Consider the following 20890-nt stretch of genomic DNA (forward strand, 5'->3'; position numbering starts at 1 on the left):
CGATGTCGGAACTCGTTGCAGCGCCCCCGGTGGCGGAGACCTGGCTGACATCGCCTTGCGTCGGCATCTGCCAGATGGACCGCGCGACCGGGTGGTGCGGTGGCTGCGGCCGCAGCGAGAAGGAGCTGGCGGGGTGGCGCGACATGGCGGCCTTCGCCCAGCGCGCCGTCTGGATGGACCTGCCGCGCCGCAAGGCGATCCTGGGGCTGGGTTACCGGCTCCTGCCCTGGACAGGTCCCCTGCTGCTCGACCGGCTGGCGGAATGGTCGGCCGTGCCGGGCGCCGCCTGGCAGATCGGCGTGCAGGGCGCCATGGCCGAGTTCGCCGCCAACGACGACCAGGCGAGCGTCGCCATCCAGGAAGGTGGGCTGGTGCTCGGCACTGCCGGGGGACGCGCCGCGATCCGGCTGGCCACGGGCCTGCGTGCGTTTGAACTGGTTGGGGAGAAGGGCAGGGCGGTGCGCGTCGTGCTCGCCCTGCACCGGGCTCGCTTGCGGACACCCGCAGCGGCCGGCCTGACCTGTCTTGGCCTGGATGCCGAGGCTCTCCTGCCTGCGAACCGCAACAGCGCCCTGTTCGATCTGGGGCTCGACCGGCGTTCCCTGCAATTCTGCCTGCGGACCGACCAGCCGGCCCTGATCGACCTCCTGGATGCCCATCGAGGCGAGGACCCAATGCAGGTCCCGGCCTTGCGCGAGTTGCTGGTCCGGGGCGATGTCGAACGGGTCGCCATCTCGCCGCTCGGCCGGATCGAGGTCGAGGGGCCCGGGTTGCGGAACGCGCCGGGCGGCCCTCAGGCGCACCTGTCGGCCGATCTTCTGCGGACTGGCCGGGACCTGGAGCCCGGGCTGGAGATCCCGCCCGACTATGTCGCCTGCGCCCAGCTCGTGTCCGGGCATACGGAGGCGGAAGGGACTTGCCCCCTGTGAGCAGGTGCGGCTACGACCGGAACCGACAAACGTTATAATATAACAACATCGTGGCGTGTGCGACGAGAGACGAGCCGATGATCGACATCGAGGGGTTGACCTGCCGGGTGAAGGAACGGGCGCTGGTGGCCGATGTCACGCTCGGGGTGCGCGTCGGCGAGGTCGTTGGCCTGCTTGGTGAGAATGGCGCCGGCAAGTCGACCCTCCTCCACTGCATCGGCCGCCTGCGCAAGCCGTCGGAAGGCCAGGTCCGGCTGGACGGGGTCGATGTCTGGAAGCTGCCGGCGCGCACGGTGGCGCGCCGGGTCGCGGTCCTCCTCCAGGACCCCCCGCCCGTGGTGGACATGGCGGTCTCGGAGGTGGTGGCGCTGGGCCGGCTGCCGCATGCTGGCCTGTTCGGCGGGGTGAACGGCAGTGACCGGCTGGTGGTGGAGCGTGCCCTGGCATCGGTCGGAATCGAGGCGCTGGCGGAGGAGCCGATGGACCGCCTGTCCGGCGGCGAGCGGCAGCGGGTCATGCTGGCCCGGGTCCTGGCCCAGGAACCCGACCTCCTGCTTCTGGACGAGCCGACCAACCATCTGGACATCCGCTACCAGCTGGAGCTGCTGAGCCTGGTTCGCGCCCGCGGCTGTGCCGTGGTGGCGGCCCTGCACGACCTGAACCTCGCCTCCGCCTTCTGCGACCGTCTGGTGGTCATGCGGGGAGGGAGGGTGGTGGCCTCCGGGACGCCGGCCGACATTCTCACCCCGGAGCTGATCCGCCGCGCCTTCGAGGTCGCGGTGTCGATCGACCGCCATCCCTTCCACGACCGGCCGCGCGTGTCCTTCGACGCTGCCAGCCCCCTCCCAAGCCTGGATATGTCCGCATGAAGCACATTCTACCGGCAATCCTGGCACTGACGGCGATATCCGCCTCTCCGGCGGCCGCCTCCGGCTTCCCCGTGACGGTGGAAAGCTGCGGCCAGCCGCTGACCTTCGAGGCGGCGCCTCAGCGCGCGGTGGTGCACGACCAGAACATCGCCGAGATCATGTTCGCGCTCGACCTGCAGAAGCACATGGTCGGGCTTACCGGGATCACCGGCTGGTACAAGATGACCCCGGAGTTCAGCCAGGCGATGGGCGACATCCCGGAACTCGCTCCGAAATACCCGACCATGGAGAACCTGCTGGCGGTCGATCCCGACTTCTTCTTCGCCGGCTGGTACTACGGCATGAACCCCGGCGGCGAAGTCACGCCGGACACGCTGGGGGTCCGCGACGTTCCCGTCTACGTGCTGACCGAGAGCTGCATCCACGTGGACAAGGAACAGCCGGCGGCCAGCCTCGCCACGCTCTACACCGACGTGGAGAATATCGGCGCGATCTTCGGCAGGAAAGAAGATGCCGACCGCCTGGTGAAGGGCTGGAAGGAGCGGGTCGGCACGGTGGCCGAAGCCGTGGCCGACGCCCAGCCTGTCGAAGTGTTCCTCTATGATTCCGGCGAGGACAAGCCGTTCACCGCCGGCAGGTATGCCATGCCCACCGCCATCATCCAGGCTGCCGGCGGGCGCAACGTCATGGACGATGTCGAGACGAGTTGGGGCACCGTGTCCTGGGAAGCGGTGATCGAGCGCGATCCGGCCTTCATCGTGCTGGTCGACTATGATGCCGGCGGCTGGGAGAAGAGCTGGGCGTTCCTGGAGAGCCATCCGGCCACGGCCAACCTCACGGCGGTAAAGGAGAAGCGGTACCTTCCGCTGCGCTACGGCGAGATCACGCCCGGCCCCGCCAACATCGAGGCGATCGAGAAGCTGGCCCGGGCGCTCCACCCGGACGCCTTCGCCGAGTGAGGATCCGCCCGGTCCCGCTGGCCCTGCTGCTGGCAGGCGGAATCGTGGTCCTGGCGGTGGCGGGGGTCACGATCGGCTCCGCAAGCATCGACCCGCCTTTGGTCGGCCGGATCCTGCTGCACGCGCTGCTGCCGGAGCGGTTCCCGGCCGACTGGGCGCCGGGGCTGGAGCGGATCGTGGTCGACCTGCGCCTGCCGCGCGTGATGCTGGGCATCCTGACCGGAGCGGGGCTCGCCTGCGTCGGGGTGGTGCTGCAGGCGGTCACCCGCAACCCGCTGGCCGATCCCTATCTGTTCGGCGTCTCGGCCGGGGCGTCGGTGGGAGCGGTGATCGTGATCGTCCATCTGGGCGACCTTGCAGGGATGCTGACCCTGCCGATCGCCGCCTTCCTGGGCGCGATCCTTTCCCTGTTCCTGGTGATCTCGGTGGCGGCCGGCAGCGGCGGCTTTGGTCGGGACCGGCTGGTCCTTTCGGGAGTCGCCGTCTCGTTCGTCCTGATGGCCCTGACCAACTTCCTGATCTTCTCCGGCGACCAGCGCGCCGCCCATTCGGTCGTGTTCTGGACCATGGGCGGGCTCGGGCTGGCGCAGTGGTCGTTGTTGCCGCTGCCGCTGGTCGTGGTCATTCTCGGCCTCTGCATGGCGCAGCTTTCCGCCCGCCGCCTGGATGCGCTCAGCCTGGGCGATCAGGCGGCCGCCAGCCTGGGAATCGATGTCGCCCGGCTGCGGGTCGGGCTGTTCGCCTTGTGCGCGCTGCTGACCGGCACCCTGGTGGCGCTGGTCGGGTCGATCGGCTTTGTCGGCCTGATGATCCCCCACGCGGTCCGCGCGCTGGTCGGCGGCCGCCACGCGGTGGTCCTGCCGCTCGCGGCCCTGATGGGGGCGCTGCTGGTGACCGGGGTCGACATCCTGGCGCGCACGCTCCTGGCCCCGCAGGAACTGCCGATCGGCATCATCACCGGGGCGGTCGGCGGGTTGTTCTTCGTCTGGCTGATGCGGCTGCGCCGGATCTGAGGGCTCAATCGTGGGCGTGGCCGTGCAGCCGCGGCTCGGCGTCGATCGGAATGACCGACAGGTGTCCGCTATGCACGCCGCGCTCGTTCAGCACCGCACTGGCAAAGCCGCGCACGGCCTCGACCGGTCCGCGCAGCACCGCGATCTCCAGGCAGTTCTCGGCATCCAGGTGGATGTGCATCGTCGCCAGGCCCAAATCGTGATGATCATGCGAAGCGGCGGTCAGCCGCTTGGCGAGTTCGCGGGTATGGTGGTCGTAGACATAGCTCAGGGTCGCCACGCACTCGATCGCCGGCTGAGTCTGCAGCTTGGCATGCTCCAGGCCGATCTGGGCCAGGGCGCGCAGGGCCTCGGAGCGGTTATCGTAACCACGCGCCGCCATGAATGCCTGCAGTTCCGCCGCGAACTCGTCGGACATGCTGATGGTCGCGCGCTGCATGATCTCCCCCGCAGGACGTTCCGGACGTCCGGCCTCCCTGGTCGCTGTCGGCGAACCTGAGGCTGGGGCCCCTGGCGGGTCAAGCGCAGGACGCGGCGACCGAGGTTCGTCCCCGTCGGATTTATCCCGCAATGCGACAAAGCATCTGGACGTAGTTCTCGCCAGGGGCTAGATGCCATCTAGCAACCTTTGGTTGATGAGAGGCTTGAGCGATGCTCGTGTCCGTTCCAGCGCAGCCATGCCTGCGATGGACCCGTTTCTCTGTTCCGTTGCTGCTGCTGCTGCTGGCTGCCTGCGGCGGACCGCGGATGAGCCCGCTCGACGCCGATCCCTATGAGGGGGTCGCCGCCGTGTCCGCGACCGGCTCGATGCTGCAACTTCCAGTGGATTCAGCGCCGCTGCGGCTCGCCACCCGTCGGCATGTCGAGCGCGGGACCGTGATCGAGGAGGTGGTGCTCGTGAACGACACGACCATCCCGCGCGAGAACGTGATCGTCACCCGCACGCGCTGGCGCGGAATGGGCGCCTACCTGCCGGCCGAGCTGCCCAACCCGTTCCGGCAGGACATGATCGACCGGTATTTCGAGGAGCAGTTCCCGGGCGCGCCCCGGGATCAGGCCGCCAGGGAGCGCCGCAACGGACGCGGCACCCATCGCTACCTGCTGGCCGACATGGGCGATGCCGGAAGCTGCATCTATGCCTGGCAGTATTTCGATGCGCCGACCGAGACCCGCGGCGAGATTCACCGTTTCGCGGTCGACATGCGCTACTGCGTTCCTGAGAAGGACGCCGATCGCATGCTCGACCTGTTCGACCGGATGGCGATGACAGCGCCGCTCTGACCGCGCGCCACGAACAATCGATTTTCTGGAGGAAGCCCTCGGGTCGCCCGATCGACTGGCGCGCGAGGTGCATGATGGACAATGGCGGAGGGCCGTCGGCCGCTCCCGGCTTCGCGGTGGTCGACCGCCGTGCCGGCAGGGCGCCGCTTGCCTGGTTATGGCTGATGCCGTGGTTCCTGGGGATGGTTGTCCTGCTCTGGCTGGGAGCCCAGGATTACGGCGTGGCGAACCAGTTCGCGCTGGCGCTCGTGGTGCTGGCGGTCCTGGCGGCGCTTCGGATCACCGGGCTGGCGAAGCTGTGCCGGACCTTCTTCATCTTCGCCGCCGCGTTCCTGAGCTGGCGCTACCTGTCCTGGCGGGTGGCCGACACGCTGCCGGATCCCGGCACCCTCGCCTTCATCCCGGGGGTCCTGCTGTTCGCCGCCGAGATCTACGGCATCCTGATGCTGTTCCTGGGCGTGTTCGTGAACATCCGGCCGATCGACCGGGCGACGCCCCCGCTGCCGGCCGATCCGGAGCACCTGCCGCGCGTCGACGTATTCGTGCCCACCTACAACGAGGACGAGGCCCTGCTGGAGACGACGCTGATCGCGGCGTCCAGGATGCGCTATCCCAAGGAGAAGCTGAACGTCTGGCTCCTGGATGACGGCGGCACCGACCAGAAGCAGAACGACCAGGACCCGCGCCGCGCCCAGGCCGCCATCTCGCGCAACCGGTCCCTGCAGATGCTCTGCGCGCGCCTCGGCTGCCACTACCTGACCCGTTCCTTCAACGAGCACGCCAAGGCCGGCAACATCAACGCCGCCCTGGGGCGGACCGATGGCGAGCTGATCCTGATCCTGGACGCCGACCACGTGCCGACCGAGGACCTGCTCGAGCGGACCGTCGGCCATTTCGGCGAGGACCCGAAGCTGTTCATGGTCCAGAGCCCGCATTTCTTCATCAATCCCGACCCGCTCGAGCGCAATCTCGGCACCTTTTCCCGGATGCCCAGCGAGAACGAGATGTTCTACCAGGTCGGGCAGCGCGGCCTCGACAGCTGGAACGCCTCGTTCTTCTGCGGCTCGGCCGCCATCCTGCGCCGCACCCACCTGATCTCGATCGGCGGCATCCAGGGCACCTCGATCACCGAGGATGCCGAGACCGCCCTGGAACTGCACGCGCGCGGCCTGACCAGCCGCTATGTCGCCCGGCCGATGATCGCCGGCCTCTCGCCGGAGACCTTCTCCAGCTTCATCGGCCAGCGCTCGCGCTGGGCCCAGGGCATGATCCAGATCATGCTGCTGAAGAATCCGTTGTGGAAGCGCGGCCTGAGCTTGGCCCAGCGGCTGTCCTACCTGTCCAGCATGGTGTTCTGGCTGTTCCCGATAGCCCGGATGCTCTTCCTGATCACGCCGCTGGCCTACCTGTTCTTCGGCCTGCAGATCTATCGCGCGTCCTACCAGGAATTCGTCGCCTACGGCTTGGCTCATCTGGCCGCCAGCTTGATCCTCACCAACTTCCTGTTCGGCCATGTCCGCTGGCCGTTCATCTCCGAACTCTACGAGATCGCCCAGTCGCCCTTCCTGGTCCGGGCGATCGGCAGCGTGTTCCTGCGGCCCCGGGCGCCCACCTTCAAGGTCACCGCCAAGTCGGAGACGCTGGAGCGCAACTTCGTTTCCGAGCTGGCCCGCCCGCTCCTGCTGCTGCTGGGCCTGCTGTCGCTGGCGGCAATCGCCGGTCTCTGGCGCTGGCACGCCTTTCCGCTGGAGCGCGAGAACATCGCCATCGTGCTGGGCTGGAACCTGTTCAACCTCCTGTTCGTGCTGGGCGCCATCGGCGTCGTGCACGAGCACAAGCAGCGTCGCGGCATGCCGCGCGTGCCGCGCACCCACGAGGCCGAGGCGTCGCTCGGCGGCAACAGCACCCGGGTCCGGATCTCGGACCTCTCCATCGGCGGCGCCCAGCTCACCTTGAACCAGGACGCCGAGATCTATCGCGACCTGGCTCATGGCAATGGTGGCCTCATCGTCGAGCTTGCCGGCGGCACCCGGACGATCCCCTTCGAGATCCGCCATGCGGTGGTCGAGGACGACCTGCTGGTCCTGGGCGTGCGGTTCGACTGCCAGACCGAGGAACAGCGTGCCGATGTCGTGGCCCTGTGCTTCGGCTCCAGCGAGGCCTGGGTGGCCTTCCAGGCCGAGCGGCAGCAGCCGCGGACCGTCCTCGGGGGTTTCGCCCATTTCGCGCGGCTGTGCATCGTCAAGGGCACGCTCGGGATCCTGGCCGGCCTGCACCAGGACCGTCCCGCCCCGTCGCCGGCCGGCCATGCCGGAAGCCAGATCATCCTGCCCCAGGGAGCGCGCTCCGATGCCCCGGCACGCTGAACCGATCCTGTCCGGCCGCCATCGTGCCGCCGCGGCCGTGATGCTGCTCCTGGCCTCAGCTGGACCGGTGGCAGCGCAGGGGCTGGCTCCGGAGCACGTGACCCACATGCCGGTCGCCGCTCCGTCCGGCTCCGTCCTGCCGCTGCTGCCGGACGATCTGGAGCTGGCCGGCGGCGTCGACGAGGTGCTGGTGCCCTTCGACTTGCCTCCGGACCAACCATTCGACCGGGCGACGCTGGATCTTTCCTACAGCAATGCGCTGGCGGTGCTTCCCGACCGCTCCTCGCTCACCCTGTCCCTGAACGGCAGGGCGCTGGGCGACCTGCCGCTGGTGGGGGCGCAGGGCGTGGCCGCGGCGCAGATCGAGTTGCCAGCCGGCGCCTTCACGCCCGGTCGCAACGAGCTTCGCTTCCAGGCCCGCCAGTCCCACCGGCTGGCCTGTTCCCGCGAGCGGTTCGGGGAGCTTTGGACCAGGCTGAAAAGGGATGGGTCGACCCTCACCCTGCAGCGCTCCGCCATGCGCCGGCCGCTGGATCCGGGCCAGGTGCACGGCCTCCTGGCGGCCTCGACCTATGACGGTGAGCCCTTCACCATTGCCACGGGGCCGGACCTGGCCGGACCTCTGGGGGTCGAGCTGGGCAGCCGGGTCGCGCAGGCGGTGGCGCTGGTCCGTGGCGAGCGGCCTCTCCAGGTCGAGGCGATGCCGCTGGCAAAGCTGGACTGGCAGGACCTTGCCGGCCGCAACCTTGCCCTGATCGGCACGGTGGGCGAACTCGCCCATCTGGTAGGGGAGGAGGAGGCGGCGGCCTTGGCCGAGGGGCGGATGCTGGTCCGCCGGCTGCCCGGCGATCCTGATCACGTCGCGCTCCTCTTCGCCGGCGGCGATCCGGCGGCGGTGCGGCGCGCGGTGGAAGGCTTCGTCGCCACCGCCGCCCGCCCGATCGACCCGCCTCCGTTTCCCGAGATCCCGGGGGCTGCCGATCTCGAGCTGGCCGAGCTCGGATTCCGGACCCGGGAAATGCCGATCGGCACGACCCGGCCGGTCCTGATCCGCTTCCGCCTGCCGCCAACCTTCTACGCCTCCGACGGCCAGCACATGGACTTGGTCCTGAACTATGCCTACGCCGCCGGGCTGGCGGCCACCTCCGCCCTGGTGGTCCAGGTCAACGACATTCCCGCCAACATGATCCGGCTCGACCATATGGGCGGGAAGATCGTGGATGGCGCCCGGATCAACCTCAGCCTCGGCATGTTCCACCCCGGCCTCAACACGATCGCGATCCATCCGGTGCTGGACCCGGCCTCGCCGGCGGCCTGCGCCGGGAATGGACCGGCGCTGAGCCTGTTCGACGACAGCCGCGTCGCGATGCCGGCCTATGCCCGGCTGGCGCATGGCGGCCAGCTGCACGACCTGGTCGACGATGCGTTTCCCTACGGCCAGGAAGCCGCCGACGTGATGGTGTCCTCCCGCGATGCCGAGGCCATGGGAGCCGCCTGGACCCTGCTCGGCAAGCTGGCCCAGCGCCGGGGCGAGGTGCTGGACCAGCTCGGCTTCGTCCCGCCCGGCACCGTGTCCGACCGCCACCTGCTCGCGGTGGGGACGGTCGGCGAACTGCCGCCGTCGCTGACGGCGAAGCTGGATCTCGCCTGGACAGAGCCGGGTCCGACGAAGCCGAAGGCGGCACCAGCCCCGGTCGCCTCCGATCCGCGCGACCGGTGGAAGGACCGGGTGGAGGATGAGGGGACGCTGTGGCAGCGCGCTCTGCGGACGATGATCAGCGTCGCAGGTGCCGACCCCGCCGCGACCGTGCCCGAGCGGCCGCCGGTTGAGATGGCGCCTGGATCGGGCGGAACCGCACTGATCGAGATCGCCTCGCCCTGGGCCGCGCAGCGGGTGGCGACGGTGCTGGTCGCCGATCGCGCCGAGCATCTGGCGCCAGGGATTGCCCGCCTGATCGCCGAACCGCTTTGGAGCCGGCTCGGCGGTGATCGGGCGCGCTGGCGGGCAGAGGCCGACGACGTGGTGGGCGAACAGCGCAATCCGCCCTTCGCCCTGGCCAGCCCGGAGGCCGACCCGGACCAGTGGCGGCTGGCCGCGCTCACTTGGCTCGCCCAGAACCGCTGGACCTGGCTCGGCCTGATGCTCGGCACCCTCGTCCTGGCCAGCATGATGACGAGCCTCGCCCTTCGCCTGCGCCGTCACTGAGGGCGTGGCGGTGCCGGAGCGTCGCGCGGTGCTGCTGACGATGTCGGGCTTTCTGCCCGACATCGGGGGAAGGCTGCGCTCGCTTTCCCGCTGGGTGGGCGGAACGGCCAGCCCGCTGCCCGACGAGGAGTGGCGCGCCTGGTGCCGCCGCTTCCTCGATGGGGGCAGGGTGATCGATACCGGCAATGACGGGGTCAGCCACAGCGAGGGACAGGGCTATGGCCTGCTGCTGGCGGTGGCGGCCCAGGATCTGGCCCTGTTCGACGCCATGCTCGCCTGGACGGACGCGCATCTGCCGCTGCGCCCGGACGGGCTCCTCTCCTGGCGCTTTGATCCGGCCGCATCCGGCGATCCCGTGGCCGACCGCAACGCTGCGACCGATGGCGATCTGCTGATCGCCTGGGCGCTCCTGCGCGCTGGCGCCTTGTGGCAGCGGCCGGAACTGGTCGAGCGCGGCCTGGTCGCCGCCCGCTCGGTCCGGACCGCCTGCCTGGCCCGCCATGCCGGCATGCCGGTGATCCTGCCCGGGCCGGAGGGCTTCATCCGGCCGGATGGACCGGTCGTGAACCTGTCCTACTGGGTCTTCCCGGCCCTGCGCGCCCTGGCCGCGGCCGATCCTCATCCGGTCTGGAACGAGCTGGCGGCAAGTGGCCAGCGGCTCCTCGCCAGCCTGCGCTTTGGCGAGCGCCACCTGCCAGCAGACTGGGTGCTGCTCGCCGAGCCGCCCCGCCCGGCGCCCGGCTTCGCGCCGGTGTTCGGCTACAACGCGCTGCGCATCCCGCTCCACGTCGCCTGGAGTGAGGCGGATTCGCTGCAACTGGTGGCCCCGATCCTCTCGCTTTGGCGGCGCGCCGGTTCCACCCCGCCCTCGGCGGTGCCCCTCGACGCGTCGATGCCGCTGGAAGCCGGCAGCGCCACTGCAGGCATCCGCGCGATCATGGCCCTGCTCCGCTACCGCCAGGACGGCACCGCGCCTGCTTTCCCGTCGATCCGCAACGAACCCGACTACTACGCCGCGACCCTGGTGCTGCTGGCACGTCTGGCTTTCGACGAGGTCTCCCGCTCATGAAGTTTCGCACCGCCTCGCTGTTCCTGGCCCTGGCCGGCAGCCTCCCGCCGCTGGCCGTGGTGGCGCAGGAAACTGCCCTGCCGGCCCTGGACGCCACCGATCCCGCCATCACCATCCGCCTGCAGGGCGGCGCGCCGGCCGGCGAGAATGCTGTCGACGAGGCGTTGCTGCGCTACCTCGCCGGCCGCGGCGACCGCGATGCCGTCCAGGCCGAGATCGCCCGGCTCCAGGAGCTCCATCCGGGCTGGCAGGCGCCGACCGACCTGTTCGGCGGGCCTCCTGCGGTCGACGAGGGGCCGCTGTGGCAGCTCTACGAGGCGGGAGACTATGCCCGGGTGCGCGATCGCATCGGCTCGATCCGCCAGGACCGGCCGGACTGGACGCCCCCTGCGAACCTGCTGGAGCTGATCGAGGTCAACGAGGCGCGCAGCGGCAGCGAGGCGGCTGCCGCCAAGGGAGACTGGGCCGCGGTCGTCGCCCTGCTGCAGGACAGGCCCGCGGTCCTGTCCTGCGCCCATATCGACAATCTCTGGCGCCTGACGGAGGCGCAGGCGCGCAGCGGCGACACGGCGGAGGCGATGGCCGGCTATACCCGCATCGTCACGACCTGCCCGGACGGGGACCACCGCTTCGCCACGCTCCAGAAGGCCAAGCTGCTGGTCCCTCCGGCCGATCTGGAGCGGCTGGTGCTCCTGGAGAAGGCGCGGGCAGCAGGGCCGGAGCAGCTGGCGAGGCTGGAAGCGCTGACGACGAGGCCACCTGCCAGCTCGCCCGGCAAGGAAAACCGCTCGCAGGCCGGTACGCCGACCTGCGTGGCCGGCCCCGACATCGCCCGCATCTACCGCCCGGATTCGACCGTCGCCGACGCCCGCGCCGTGGCCGACCAGGTGATCCTGCGGCGGGACGGCGCCGCGGCCCGCAAGATCGGCTGGATCCTCCTGACCGCGGGCGACACCGAGGAGGCGCTGCCCTGGTTCCGGCGCGGGCAGGACTGGGCTCCGGGAGCCGAGTCCGCCAAGGGACTCGCCATGGCGCTGGCAGACCTCGTCCGGACCGAGGAACTCGACATGCTCGCCGCCGCCTATCCCGCGATCGCCGCCGAGGCGCGGAGCGCCGCAATCGCGCGCGCGGTGGAGCAGGGCGACCGGCCGGCCGTCCTGCGCCTCACCGAGCGGAGCAGCGGCCCGGCCGAGCTGCTGATGCGCAGCTGGACGCTCATGCAGATCGAGCGGCCCACCGAGGCGCAGCTCACCTTCACCCAGGTCATGGCCACGACGGACGCCATGCCGCTCCAGCGCGACGAGGCGGTCTACGGCCTGGTGCGCGCCCAGATCGCCCAGCATCTGTTCAAGGATGCCCTTCGCACCATGGAGCGCTATGGCCTGCCGCCGGAGCGGCTGGACGAGGTGCAGGCCGAACTGCTGGGCCAGGAGGCCCAGGTCGCGTTCCGGCAGGAGGACTACCGGCGCACGGTGGCGCTCCTGGAGAAGCGTCGCGACCATGCGCTGCCGGATCGCAACCTGGAGCTCCAGGAGGCCTGGGCGCGCTACCACATGGGCGAGGTCCAGACCGCCCGGAAGATGTTCGTCCGGCTGGATGGGATCGTCAGCACCAAGGAGAGCGAGGCCGGTCTGGACGCGGTCAGCCGCAGGCTCGGCCCGGGAAGCTGAGGTCAGGCCTGGCGCTCGCGCCCCGAGACCAGGAGCAGGCCCAGGATCAGCCCGCCGAACAGGATCGCCCGCCAGCCGGGCGAGGCGTTCACCACCGTGATCAGCGCGGTGATCGTCACCAGCAGGATCGAGCCGGCGATCGTGCCGAGATAGGTGCCGCGTCCGCCCAGGATCGAGGTGCCGCCCAGCACGACCGCCGCGATCGAGCCCAGCAGGTAGGGCTCGCCGATCCCGACATAGCCCTGCCGGTTCATTCCCAGCAGCAGGAGGCCGGCCAGGCCGGCACAGAATCCCGAGGCGGCGTGCACCGTCACCACCGCCGGTCCGGCACCCACCCCGGCCAGGCGCGCCGCCCGGTCGTTGGTGCCGAGCGCGTACAGCCAGGAGCCCAGCACGGTGCCGTGCAGCACCGCCAGGGTCGCGGCGGAGACCGCCAGCCAGGTGACGATGGTCATCGGCACGCCGAACAGGCTGCCGTTGCCGAGGAAGGTGACCGCCGGGTTGACCGTGCTGACGGCGCTGCCGCCGGCCACCAGGATCAGGGCGCCCTGCAGGATGGTGGCGGTCGCCAGCGTCAGGATGAGCGGATGGACGCGCAGGAGCACCACGCCGATCCCGTTCAGCCCGCCGATCGCGGTGGCGATCGCCAGCGTCATGGAGATCGCCAGGAGGCCGGTGGGATCGAAGCCGAAGGTGATCAGCGGCAGGATGATCGCCGAGAAGGTGATGATCGCCGCCACCGACAGGTCGATGCCGCCGCCGATCACGACCAGCGTCTGCCCGGCCGCCACGATCCCGGTGATCGAGGCCAGTTCCAGCAGGTAACGCAGATGGCCGATCCGGGCGAAGCCTGGCTTCAAAAGGCCGGCCGCCACCCACAACGCGACGACCACCAGCCAGCCGAGCGTCACCCGATGGCGGAGAAGGCTGGTCATGCCGCACGCTCCCGCAGCCGCTTGATGCCCATCGCCGCCACGATGATCAGCCCCTGCATCACGTATTGCGCCACCGGCGGCAAGCCTAGGAAGAACATCACGTTGACCAGCACGGCCAGGAGCAGGCTGCCGGCCACCGCGCCGCGAAGCGTGCCCTGGCCGCCCAGGAAGCCGACCCCGCCCAGAACCGCGGCGGTGATCGACTGCAGGGTGAGCGGCGTGCCGATCAGCGGGTCGCCGGCCCCGGTCTGCGCCGCGACATAGACCCCGGCGAATGCGGCGAGGCCGCCGGAGATCGCATAGGCGGCGATCCGCGCCGCCACGATGTTCACGCCGGAGCGGAACGCCCCGGTCGGGTTGTCGCCCGACGCATCGATGGCCAGGCCAAGCGGCGTCGCCCGCAGCACCCGCCAGGCGATCAGCAGGACGATCAGGATCAGGAGGGCGGTCGGGTGGACGCCGACCAGGCCCTCGGACAGCCAGTCCGGCATCGAGCCGCCCGGCCGCGCCATCACGAGCAGGGCGGCGCCGCCGATCAGGAAGGAGGAGGACAGCGTGACGATGATCGCCGGCAGGCCGAACAGCGCCACGATCGTGCCGACCAGCCCGCCGGCCACCACCCCGATCGCCACCGTGGCTGTGATCCCCAGCCCGGCGCCGAGGACGCTCCCGCCCACCAGCGTCGCCGCCAGCACGGTGCCGAGGCTGACCATGGCGCCGACCGCGAGGTCGATGCCGCCCATCAGCATCACCAGGGTCTGGGCGATCGCCACCAGCGCCACCGGGAACCAGTTCTGGGTGAAGCGCGCGATCCCGGCCCAGCTGAGCAGGCCCGGGTAGAGGTAGGCATACAGGGCAAGCAGGGCCAGAAGCAGGGCGAACAACCCCATCTGGCCGCGGTTGCGCCGCCAGATCAGCCGTGCATGCAGGACCGCGCCCGAAGGAACCTTCGTCACGCCGCCACCTGCTCGTCCACGCCTAGGGATGCCGCCACGATCGCCTCCTCGGTCGCCTGCCCGTGCGGCAGGTCGGCAGCGACCCTGCCGTCCCGGAACACCAGGACCCGGTCGCACAGATGCACCAGTTCCAGCGCATCGGAACTGAGCAGGATCACCGCCACCCCGTCCGCCGCCATCGCCTTCAGGCGCAGGTAGATCTCGCGCTTGGTGTCGACGTCGACGCCGCGGGTCGGGTCGTTCAGGAACAGCACGGCCGGCGAGAGCGGCAGCCAGCGGGCCAGGGCGATCTTCTGCTGGTTGCCGCCCGAGAGCAGCTGCACCGCCCGCTCCGGCCCGCCGCCGCGCACCGTCAGGTTCTCCATCAGCTCGCGCGCGATCCTGGCCTCCAGCTCGAACCGCCGCCAGCCGCGCCGGGCGAACCGGCGCAGGCCCGGCAGGGTCAGGTTGAAGCCGATCGAGAGCGGCAGCAGCACCGCCTCGCGCTTGCGGTCGGCCGGGACATAGGCGAGCCCCCGGTCGATGGCGTCCGAGGGGCTGCGGGTCAGCCGGTCGGCGCCGCCTGTCTGGAAGCGGTCGGCCTCGGCATCCAGGGCGCCATAGAGGGCCAGCAGCAGTTCCTCCTGCCCCTGGCCCAGGAGGCCGCCGATCCCCAGCACCTCGCCCTTGCGCACGGTGAGGTCGACGCCGTGCACCGACGGAGCCGACAGCTTCCTCACCTCCAGCGCCGGCTGGCCGGTCGCGGTGGAGGCGAACGGCGGGAACAGGTCGCCCGGCTCCCTGCCTACCATCAGCCGCACCAGGGCCTGCGGCTCCACCCCGGCCAGACTCTGGTCGGCGGTGCGGCTGCCGTCCTTCAGGACGGTCACCCAGTCGCACAGATGCATGACCTCGTTCATGCGGTGCGAGATGTAGACCAGGGCGGTGCCCTCGCGCCTGAGCGAGTCCAGGACCGCGAACAGCGCCCTGACCTCGTGCATGGTGAGCGACGAGGTCGGTTCGTCCAGGATCAGGACGCGCGGCCGGCGGTAGAGCGCCTTGGCGATCTCGACCAGCTGCCGCTTGCCCAGCGGCAGTTCCTCGACCGGCTGGTCCAGCGCCACGTCCAGGCCCAGCCGGTCCAAAACGGCGGCGACCTCCCGGGCCAGCCTGCCATAGTCGATCAGGCCCAGCCGCGTGGTCGGCACCGCCCCCAGCGCCACGTTCTCCACCACGGAGAGATGGGACGCCAGGCTCAGTTCCTGCTGCACCACCGCCACGCCATACTGGCGCGCCTGGGCAGGGGTGAGCCGGGCGTGCTCGCGCCCGTCCACCCGGATCGAGCCGCCGTCCGGCACCAGGACGCCGGAGAGCAGGTTGACCAGCGTGCTCTTGCCGGCACCGTTCTCGCCCAGGAGCGCGTGGACCCGGCCCGGCACGATGTCGATCGAGACATCGTCCAGGACCGGGTTGCCGAAGAAGCGCTTGGTCAGGCCGCGGGCCGCGAGGACCGGGCCGCTCACTGGATCCCGAGCAGCTTGTCGAACATCGCGATGTCGTAGGGGGAGTAGATGTACCCGTCCGCCGGGAAGTCTCCAGCGCGGGCCAGGTACTCGTCGATGTTGCTGTTGTCGATGATCGGCAGCGGCACCTCGACGTAAGCCGGGATGTCCTTGCCGTTCAGCGCCTGGACCGCGGCATAGGCGCCGAGCCCGCCCAGCCAGTTCGGCTGCATGGTCGCCCAGGCGGTCAGGTCCTTTTCCTTCCACAGCTCCAGGAACTGCCGGTAGTTCTCGCCGGTCATCGGCGGCAGCTCGCGGCCCTGGCGGTCCATGGCCAGGATCGCGCCGGCCGACAGCGCCCCGCCCAGCGAGATGATCCCGTCGATCTCGGGATACTGGAACAGCAGGCTGGTCATCGCCTCCTGGGCTGGGGCCGAGTTGTAGGCGGTGTTGGTTTCGGTCAGCACTTCCAGCCCGGGATTGGCCTCCAGCACCGGGTCGACGCCAGCGCGGCGGTCCTCGCTCACCGAGATGCCGGCCGGGCCGTTCATGATGATGACCTTGCCCTCGCCGCCCAGCTGGTCGGCGATGAACTGGGCCGCCTCGGTGCCCCATTTCTGGCTGTCGGTGTTGATCTTCACCGTCAGCTGGTCGGTGTCGACCAGGCTGTCGACGTTGGCGACCGCGATGCCCTTCTCGCAGGCCTGCTCGATCACCCGGTTCAGCGCGGTCGAGGAGCCGGCGATGATCACGATCGCATCGACGTCGGCGTCGATCATCGACTGGATCTGGGTGATCTGGTTGTTGGCGTTGCCCTCGGCGTCGGTGACCACGAGCTTGTCGACCAGCCCCTGCTCCTTGAGCTGGTCCACGATGTCGGTGATCGTCCCCTCGGTCTGCTTCATCCAGGTGGGCACGGAGTAGATGTTCGCCCAGCCGACGGTGAACGGCGCCTGGCGATCGCCCGTGATGCATTTGGCGGCGGCCTCGGCCGTGCCGGGCGCCGCCAGCTGCGTGCCGGCCATCAAGGCCGCGGCCGCCAATCCGAACATGGTTCTACGCATCACCCACTCCCTCCTCGATGAAATCATTGTTCTAGAGGTCGATACGGTAGTCCCTCGCAGCGTTGGCGAAGAACATGGCCCGTCGTTCGTCCTCGTTGAATGCTTCGAAAATCCGGTCGAACGAGCCGAACACCTCGTCCCAGGTCGCATGCAGCGCCGCCACCGGGAAGTCGCTGCCGACCATGCAGCGGTCCGGGCCGAAGGCATCGACGCAGGCCACGGTGACCTCGCGCAGGCTGGCGAGCGTCCAGTCATGGTCGTAGGCGACCAGGTCGGACAGCTTGATGCGCATGTTGGGCTGTTGGGCCAGCAGCCTCAGCCCGTCCCGCCAGCGCGCCATGCTGTCCGCGTCCCGGTCCACCGGGCTGCCGACATGGTTGAGGATGATGGTGGTGCCGGGATGGTCGGCGGCGAGCTTGGCCGCATCCGCCATCTGCGAAGGGAAGATCATCAGGTCGAACGACAGGCCGAACTTGCCGAGCAGCTTGAAGCCCTCGAGCCACTGCCGGTCCTGCATCCAGTCCGGCCGGGCGACGAAACGCTTGTTCGGGTCCTGGTGCCAGGAAAGGATGTAGCGCACGCCCCGCACCCGCGGGAACCGGCACTGCGCCTCCAGCACCGCCTCGACCCGCGGATCCTCCAGGGGGGCTCGCACCACCAGCGCGCTGGGCAGGCCCTCCCGCGCCGCCAGTTCCTCCAGCCAGGAGGTCTCGCCGACCGGGTCGTCCGCCTCCCAGCCGGCCTCGACATGCACCGTGCCGACCAGGTTCCAGTTCTTCGCGTCCGCCCGGATCTCGTCCGGCAGATAGTTGCGGTAGAGCGGCGTCGGGTCCCCGAACACCATCTCCCGGCCTGGCTGGGGGACGATCCAGGGATGCTTGAGCATCGCCACGTCCCAGAAGTGGTGATGGGCGTCGATCAGGGGGCCGGTATAGCTCATGCCGCCAGCCCCAGGTCCTGGGCATAGGCGAACAGGGCAGGGGTGCCGCCGGTATGGACGAACACGATGTCCTGGTCCTTGCCGAAGCGGCCCTTGCGGACATGGTCGACGAGGCCGGCAAACGCCTTGCCGCTGTAGACCGGGTCCAGGATCACCCCTTCGGTGCGCGCCAGCAGCTTGACCGCCTCCCGGCACGCATCGCTCACCACGCCGTAGCGCTCGCCGATGTACTCGTCGTGGCTCTCGAAATCGCCGACCGACAGCCGCGTCTCCATGCCGACGATCGCGGCGGAACGGTTCGCGATCCGCGCGATGTCGGTCGCCCGGTCCTCTTCCCACTTGATCGGCGCGATGTTCACGACCCGGGTGCCCCGGCCCAGCGTCTTGAACACCAGTGCGATCCCGGCCGGCGTCATGTTGGCGCCGGCGATGAACAATGCTGCGGGGTCGATCCCCTGCCGCTCGAACTGCCCGTGCATCTCCAGGCCGGCATCCACATAGCCGACCGCCCCCAGCGCCAGGTTCTCCAGGTCCATCGGCGCCACCAGATAGGGCTTCCTGCCCTGTGCCCGCAGTTCCTCGGCCTTCCGGTCCAGGTAGGGCTGCAGGAGCTCCACGCTCGGCAGGTCGACCACGGTCACCTTGGCGCCCAGCAGCTGGAACAGCAGGAAATTGCCCTGCAGCACCGGCCCCTTCTCGCCGTGCAGGACCACCAGGTGGATGTCCAAGCCCAGCTTGGCCGCCGCGGCGCTCATCTGCCGGCACCAGTTGGACTGGGTGTAGGCGCCGGCCACGATCGTGTCGCAGCCCTTCTTGAGCATGTCGGCCAGGACGTATTCGAGCTGCCGGGTCTTGTTGCCACCGAACGCCAGCCCGGTGGCGTCGTCGCGCTTCAGCCAGATCTTCGGCCCGCCCAGCGCCTCCGACAGGCGCGGGCAGAACTCGAGCGGCGTGGGCAGGTGGGCCAGGGAGAGGCGCGGCAGGGCGTCCAGCTTTGTCCGCAGCGCGTCAGGGGACATCGTCGTCATCAGGCAGCCATCGGGCGGGTGGTCTTGGAAAGCTCGCGGAAATGGTCGCGGATATGCTCGGCAGCACGGATCGCCAGTGCTGTCACGGTCGGCGTCGGGTTGACCACCCCGCCGGTGGTGAACACCGAGCCGTCGATAATGAACAAATTGGGCACGTCCCAGCACTGCTGGTGCTTGTTCACCACCGACATCTCCGGCGAGGTCCCCATCCGCGCCGTGCCCAGGAGGTGCCAGGCGGGGGTACGATAGATGCCGCGCTCGTCCATGTAGTCCTGGAGCTTGTACTCGAACGCTCCGGTGGCCTTGGCGATGTCGACCAGCCGGTCGGACATGAACTTCATCATCTTCATGTCGTTCTCGCCCGGCCGGTAGTGCAGTTCCGCCACCGGCAGGCCGTCCGCGTCACGATGCGTCGCCGACAGGGTCACCCGGTTGTCCGGGTTGGGCAGGTCGTCGCCGATCCCGAAGATCCCGAAGCCGCGCCCGAAATGGCGCTCGAACCACTGGTGGTGGCCCTTGCCCCAGGGCGCCCTGGCCTGGGACATGTGCCCGTTGGCCTGCTCGCCGGCGCCGCCGGTGGTCACGCAGTTGAAGTTGAAGCCGTTGACGAAGCCGCGGCTGGTGTCGGTTTCGGCGAACTCGCGCGAGATCAGCGCCGCGACATAGCCGGTATGGGAGGCCAACGGTTCGTCGACCCACATCTCGCAGCCGACCAGCGTGTGGTGCAGGAGGTTGCGCCCGACCTGGTCGGAGCTGTTCGCCAGGTTGTCGGAGGCCAGCAGCAGGCGCGGCGTGCCGACCCCGTTGGCCGCCAGCACCACCACGTCGGCGGTCACCCGGTGCTGCCGCCCGGTGGTGCGGTCCAGGTAGATCGCGCCCGTGGCGCGGCCGGAACGGTCCTTCTCGATGCGCAGCACCCGCGCATAGGTGCGCAGCTCGGTGCCCGCCTCCAGCGCCTTCGGCCAGACCGACAGCGAGAACTTGCTCATCGAGCCGCGCGGGCAGCCCGTGCAGATCCCGCAGCCGTTGCAGGCCGGCCGGCCATCATAGTCCGAGGAAATCACCCCCGACGGCACCGGCCACCAGTGCCAGCCGAGCTTGTCGAACGCGTCTGCCATCCGCCGCGCCGGGGCGCCCATGGGCAGCGGCCCGGTGGGGTAGTGCGGGTGGGCCGGCATGGCCGGGTCGCCTTCCAATCCGCTCACCCCGATCAGCGCATCGGCCTTTTCGTAATAGGGCGCGACGTCCTCGTAGGTGATCGGCCAGTCCGGCTGCTGGCCATGCTCGACGCCCTTGCGGAAGTCGGAGGGCCGGTAGCGCGGCCAGAGCGCGCCATAGACATTGGTCGAGCCGCCCACGCCGTTCCACATCAGGACCTGGGAGCTGTCGCTCTCCACCGGGAAGTCGTCGGCATTGTTCCGCACGTTGACGTCGGCATTCCACCGGGTCCGCCGCTGCCATTGCCAGTCCGGCTTGGTGTGCGGGTGCTCGCGTGGCTCGACCCAGCCGCCCTGTTCCAGGCAGATCACCTTCAGCCCGGCCTCGGCCAGCACCAGCGAGGCCAGCGAGCCGGTGGCGCCGGAGCCGATGATCAGGACGTCGGCATGATCGTCACGCGCGGCCATGGCGCTCTCCCAGATGATCGAGGCCGGAGATGTCGACCGGTTTCACCTGGTCGGTCGGAATGTAGTGGCCCCGGTTGTGCCTCGGCCGGTCGCGCTCCCGGTCGAACGGCTCCAGCCGGTAGCCTTCCAGGATCGGCACGGGGTCATAGGGCTGCCCCAGCGCCCGGATCTGCGGGATCACCGACGGGCTCTCATAGTAGGCGAGGTAGGTGGCGGTGCGGAGCAGGGTGAACAGCCTGGGCTGCCCGGTTTCCAGCCGCGCCACCACCGTCACCCGGTCGTCCTCGCTCAAGGGACCGAGCGGTCCACCGCAGGAGGCCAGCGCCGCCTCGAGGTCCAGCAGCGCCCGGTCACCCCGTTCCTCCAGCAGGCGCATCCCCAGGATCCCATGGACGCCGGCCAGCGACCCGGATGGCCAGTCGCCTTCGCCTGGGATCAGCACGTCGACCAGATCGCGCAGCATGGTCGAAAGCCGTACCGCCTCGCTCACGCAAGCTTC

At 69.8% G+C, this 20890-nt stretch carries 18 protein-coding genes; 9 read left to right on the forward strand and 9 right to left on the reverse strand.

The features are described from left to right. Positions 1–2 precede the first annotated feature (2 nt). From GEMRO_RS0109510 to GEMRO_RS0109525, 4 genes are all read left to right on the forward strand, one after another. Positions 3–929 carry a DUF1289 domain-containing protein gene (locus GEMRO_RS0109510; RefSeq protein WP_027133793.1) on the forward strand — a complete coding sequence of 309 codons (927 nt, stop codon included), beginning with the start codon at positions 3–5 and terminating at the stop codon, positions 927–929. A gap of 77 nt (positions 930–1006) precedes the next feature. After that, positions 1007–1798, forward strand: coding sequence for an ABC transporter ATP-binding protein (locus GEMRO_RS0109515; RefSeq protein ID WP_035485033.1), 792 nt, complete (start codon positions 1007–1009; stop codon positions 1796–1798). Continuing rightward, positions 1795–2757, forward strand: coding sequence for an ABC transporter substrate-binding protein (locus GEMRO_RS0109520; RefSeq protein ID WP_027133795.1), 963 nt, complete (start codon positions 1795–1797; stop codon positions 2755–2757). Before GEMRO_RS0109515 ends, GEMRO_RS0109520 begins: the two co-directional genes overlap by 4 nt. Further along, complete coding sequence (locus GEMRO_RS0109525; RefSeq protein ID WP_205624942.1) at positions 2754–3770, forward strand: FecCD family ABC transporter permease; 1017 nt, start codon at positions 2754–2756, stop codon at positions 3768–3770. Before GEMRO_RS0109520 ends, GEMRO_RS0109525 begins: the two co-directional genes overlap by 4 nt. Positions 3771–3774: 4 nt before the next feature. Here GEMRO_RS0109525 and nikR read toward each other — a convergent pair whose 3' ends face one another. Continuing rightward, the gene (nikR, locus tag GEMRO_RS0109530; RefSeq protein ID WP_084506768.1) at positions 3775–4209 is read right to left on the reverse strand and encodes a nickel-responsive transcriptional regulator NikR; all 435 of its coding nucleotides are present in this window, start codon (positions 4207–4209) and stop codon (positions 3775–3777) included. Positions 4210–4517: 308 nt separating this feature from the next. On the opposite strand from nikR, the gene bcsN reads away from it, so the two are divergent. From bcsN to GEMRO_RS0109555, 5 genes are all read left to right on the forward strand, one after another. Next, complete coding sequence (bcsN, locus tag GEMRO_RS0109535) at positions 4518–5051, forward strand: cellulose biosynthesis protein BcsN (RefSeq protein ID WP_157505525.1); 534 nt, start codon at positions 4518–4520, stop codon at positions 5049–5051. Positions 5052–5122: 71 nt separating this feature from the next. Continuing rightward, positions 5123–7417, forward strand: a complete 2295-nt coding sequence (gene bcsA / locus GEMRO_RS28735; RefSeq protein ID WP_051328889.1) for a UDP-forming cellulose synthase catalytic subunit — start codon at positions 5123–5125, stop codon at positions 7415–7417. After that, positions 7401–9623, forward strand: coding sequence for a cellulose biosynthesis cyclic di-GMP-binding regulatory protein BcsB (locus GEMRO_RS0109545; RefSeq protein ID WP_027133799.1), 2223 nt, complete (start codon positions 7401–7403; stop codon positions 9621–9623). Before bcsA ends, GEMRO_RS0109545 begins: the two co-directional genes overlap by 17 nt. A gap of 10 nt (positions 9624–9633) precedes the next feature. After that, complete coding sequence (locus tag GEMRO_RS0109550) at positions 9634–10692, forward strand: glycosyl hydrolase family 8 (RefSeq protein WP_169728351.1); 1059 nt, start codon at positions 9634–9636, stop codon at positions 10690–10692. After that, entirely contained in the window at positions 10689–12362 is a 1674-nt protein-coding gene (locus GEMRO_RS0109555; protein ID WP_027133801.1) for a hypothetical protein, read from the forward strand. Before GEMRO_RS0109550 ends, GEMRO_RS0109555 begins: the two co-directional genes overlap by 4 nt. Positions 12363–12364: 2 nt before the next feature. On the opposite strand, the gene GEMRO_RS0109560 is transcribed toward GEMRO_RS0109555, so the two are convergent. The 8 genes from GEMRO_RS0109560 to GEMRO_RS0109595 form a co-directional block, all read right to left on the reverse strand. Continuing rightward, positions 12365–13297 (reverse strand): ABC transporter permease, encoded by a 933-nt coding sequence (locus GEMRO_RS0109560; RefSeq protein ID WP_027133802.1) that lies wholly within the window; start codon positions 13295–13297, stop codon positions 12365–12367. Next, the gene (locus tag GEMRO_RS0109565; RefSeq protein WP_084507761.1) at positions 13294–14187 is read right to left on the reverse strand and encodes an ABC transporter permease; all 894 of its coding nucleotides are present in this window, start codon (positions 14185–14187) and stop codon (positions 13294–13296) included. Before GEMRO_RS0109565 ends, GEMRO_RS0109560 begins: the two co-directional genes overlap by 4 nt. A gap of 62 nt (positions 14188–14249) precedes the next feature. Next, positions 14250–15755, reverse strand: coding sequence for a sugar ABC transporter ATP-binding protein (locus GEMRO_RS0109570; protein WP_027133804.1), 1506 nt, complete (start codon positions 15753–15755; stop codon positions 14250–14252). Continuing rightward, positions 15752–16786 carry an ABC transporter substrate-binding protein gene (locus GEMRO_RS0109575; protein WP_407645424.1) on the reverse strand — a complete coding sequence of 345 codons (1035 nt, stop codon included), beginning with the start codon at positions 16784–16786 and terminating at the stop codon, positions 15752–15754. The genes GEMRO_RS0109570 and GEMRO_RS0109575 overlap by 4 nt, the downstream gene beginning before the upstream one ends. Before the next feature lie 43 nt (positions 16787–16829). Next, the gene (locus GEMRO_RS0109580) at positions 16830–17738 is read right to left on the reverse strand and encodes an amidohydrolase family protein (protein ID WP_027133806.1); all 909 of its coding nucleotides are present in this window, start codon (positions 17736–17738) and stop codon (positions 16830–16832) included. Continuing rightward, a complete protein-coding gene (locus tag GEMRO_RS0109585; protein WP_051328891.1) occupies positions 17735–18766 on the reverse strand; it encodes a D-cysteine desulfhydrase family protein in 1032 nt (343 codons plus the stop codon). Before GEMRO_RS0109585 ends, GEMRO_RS0109580 begins: the two co-directional genes overlap by 4 nt. Beyond that, positions 18766–20391, reverse strand: a complete 1626-nt coding sequence (locus GEMRO_RS0109590; RefSeq protein ID WP_027133808.1) for a GMC family oxidoreductase — start codon at positions 20389–20391, stop codon at positions 18766–18768. The genes GEMRO_RS0109585 and GEMRO_RS0109590 overlap by 1 nt, the downstream gene beginning before the upstream one ends. Then, entirely contained in the window at positions 20378–20881 is a 504-nt protein-coding gene (locus GEMRO_RS0109595; RefSeq protein ID WP_157505528.1) for a hypothetical protein, read from the reverse strand. The genes GEMRO_RS0109590 and GEMRO_RS0109595 overlap by 14 nt, the downstream gene beginning before the upstream one ends. Positions 20882–20890 lie beyond the last annotated feature (9 nt).

Source organism: Geminicoccus roseus DSM 18922 (assembly GCF_000427665.1).
GTDB classification, from domain to species: Bacteria; Pseudomonadota; Alphaproteobacteria; order Geminicoccales; family Geminicoccaceae; genus Geminicoccus; species Geminicoccus roseus.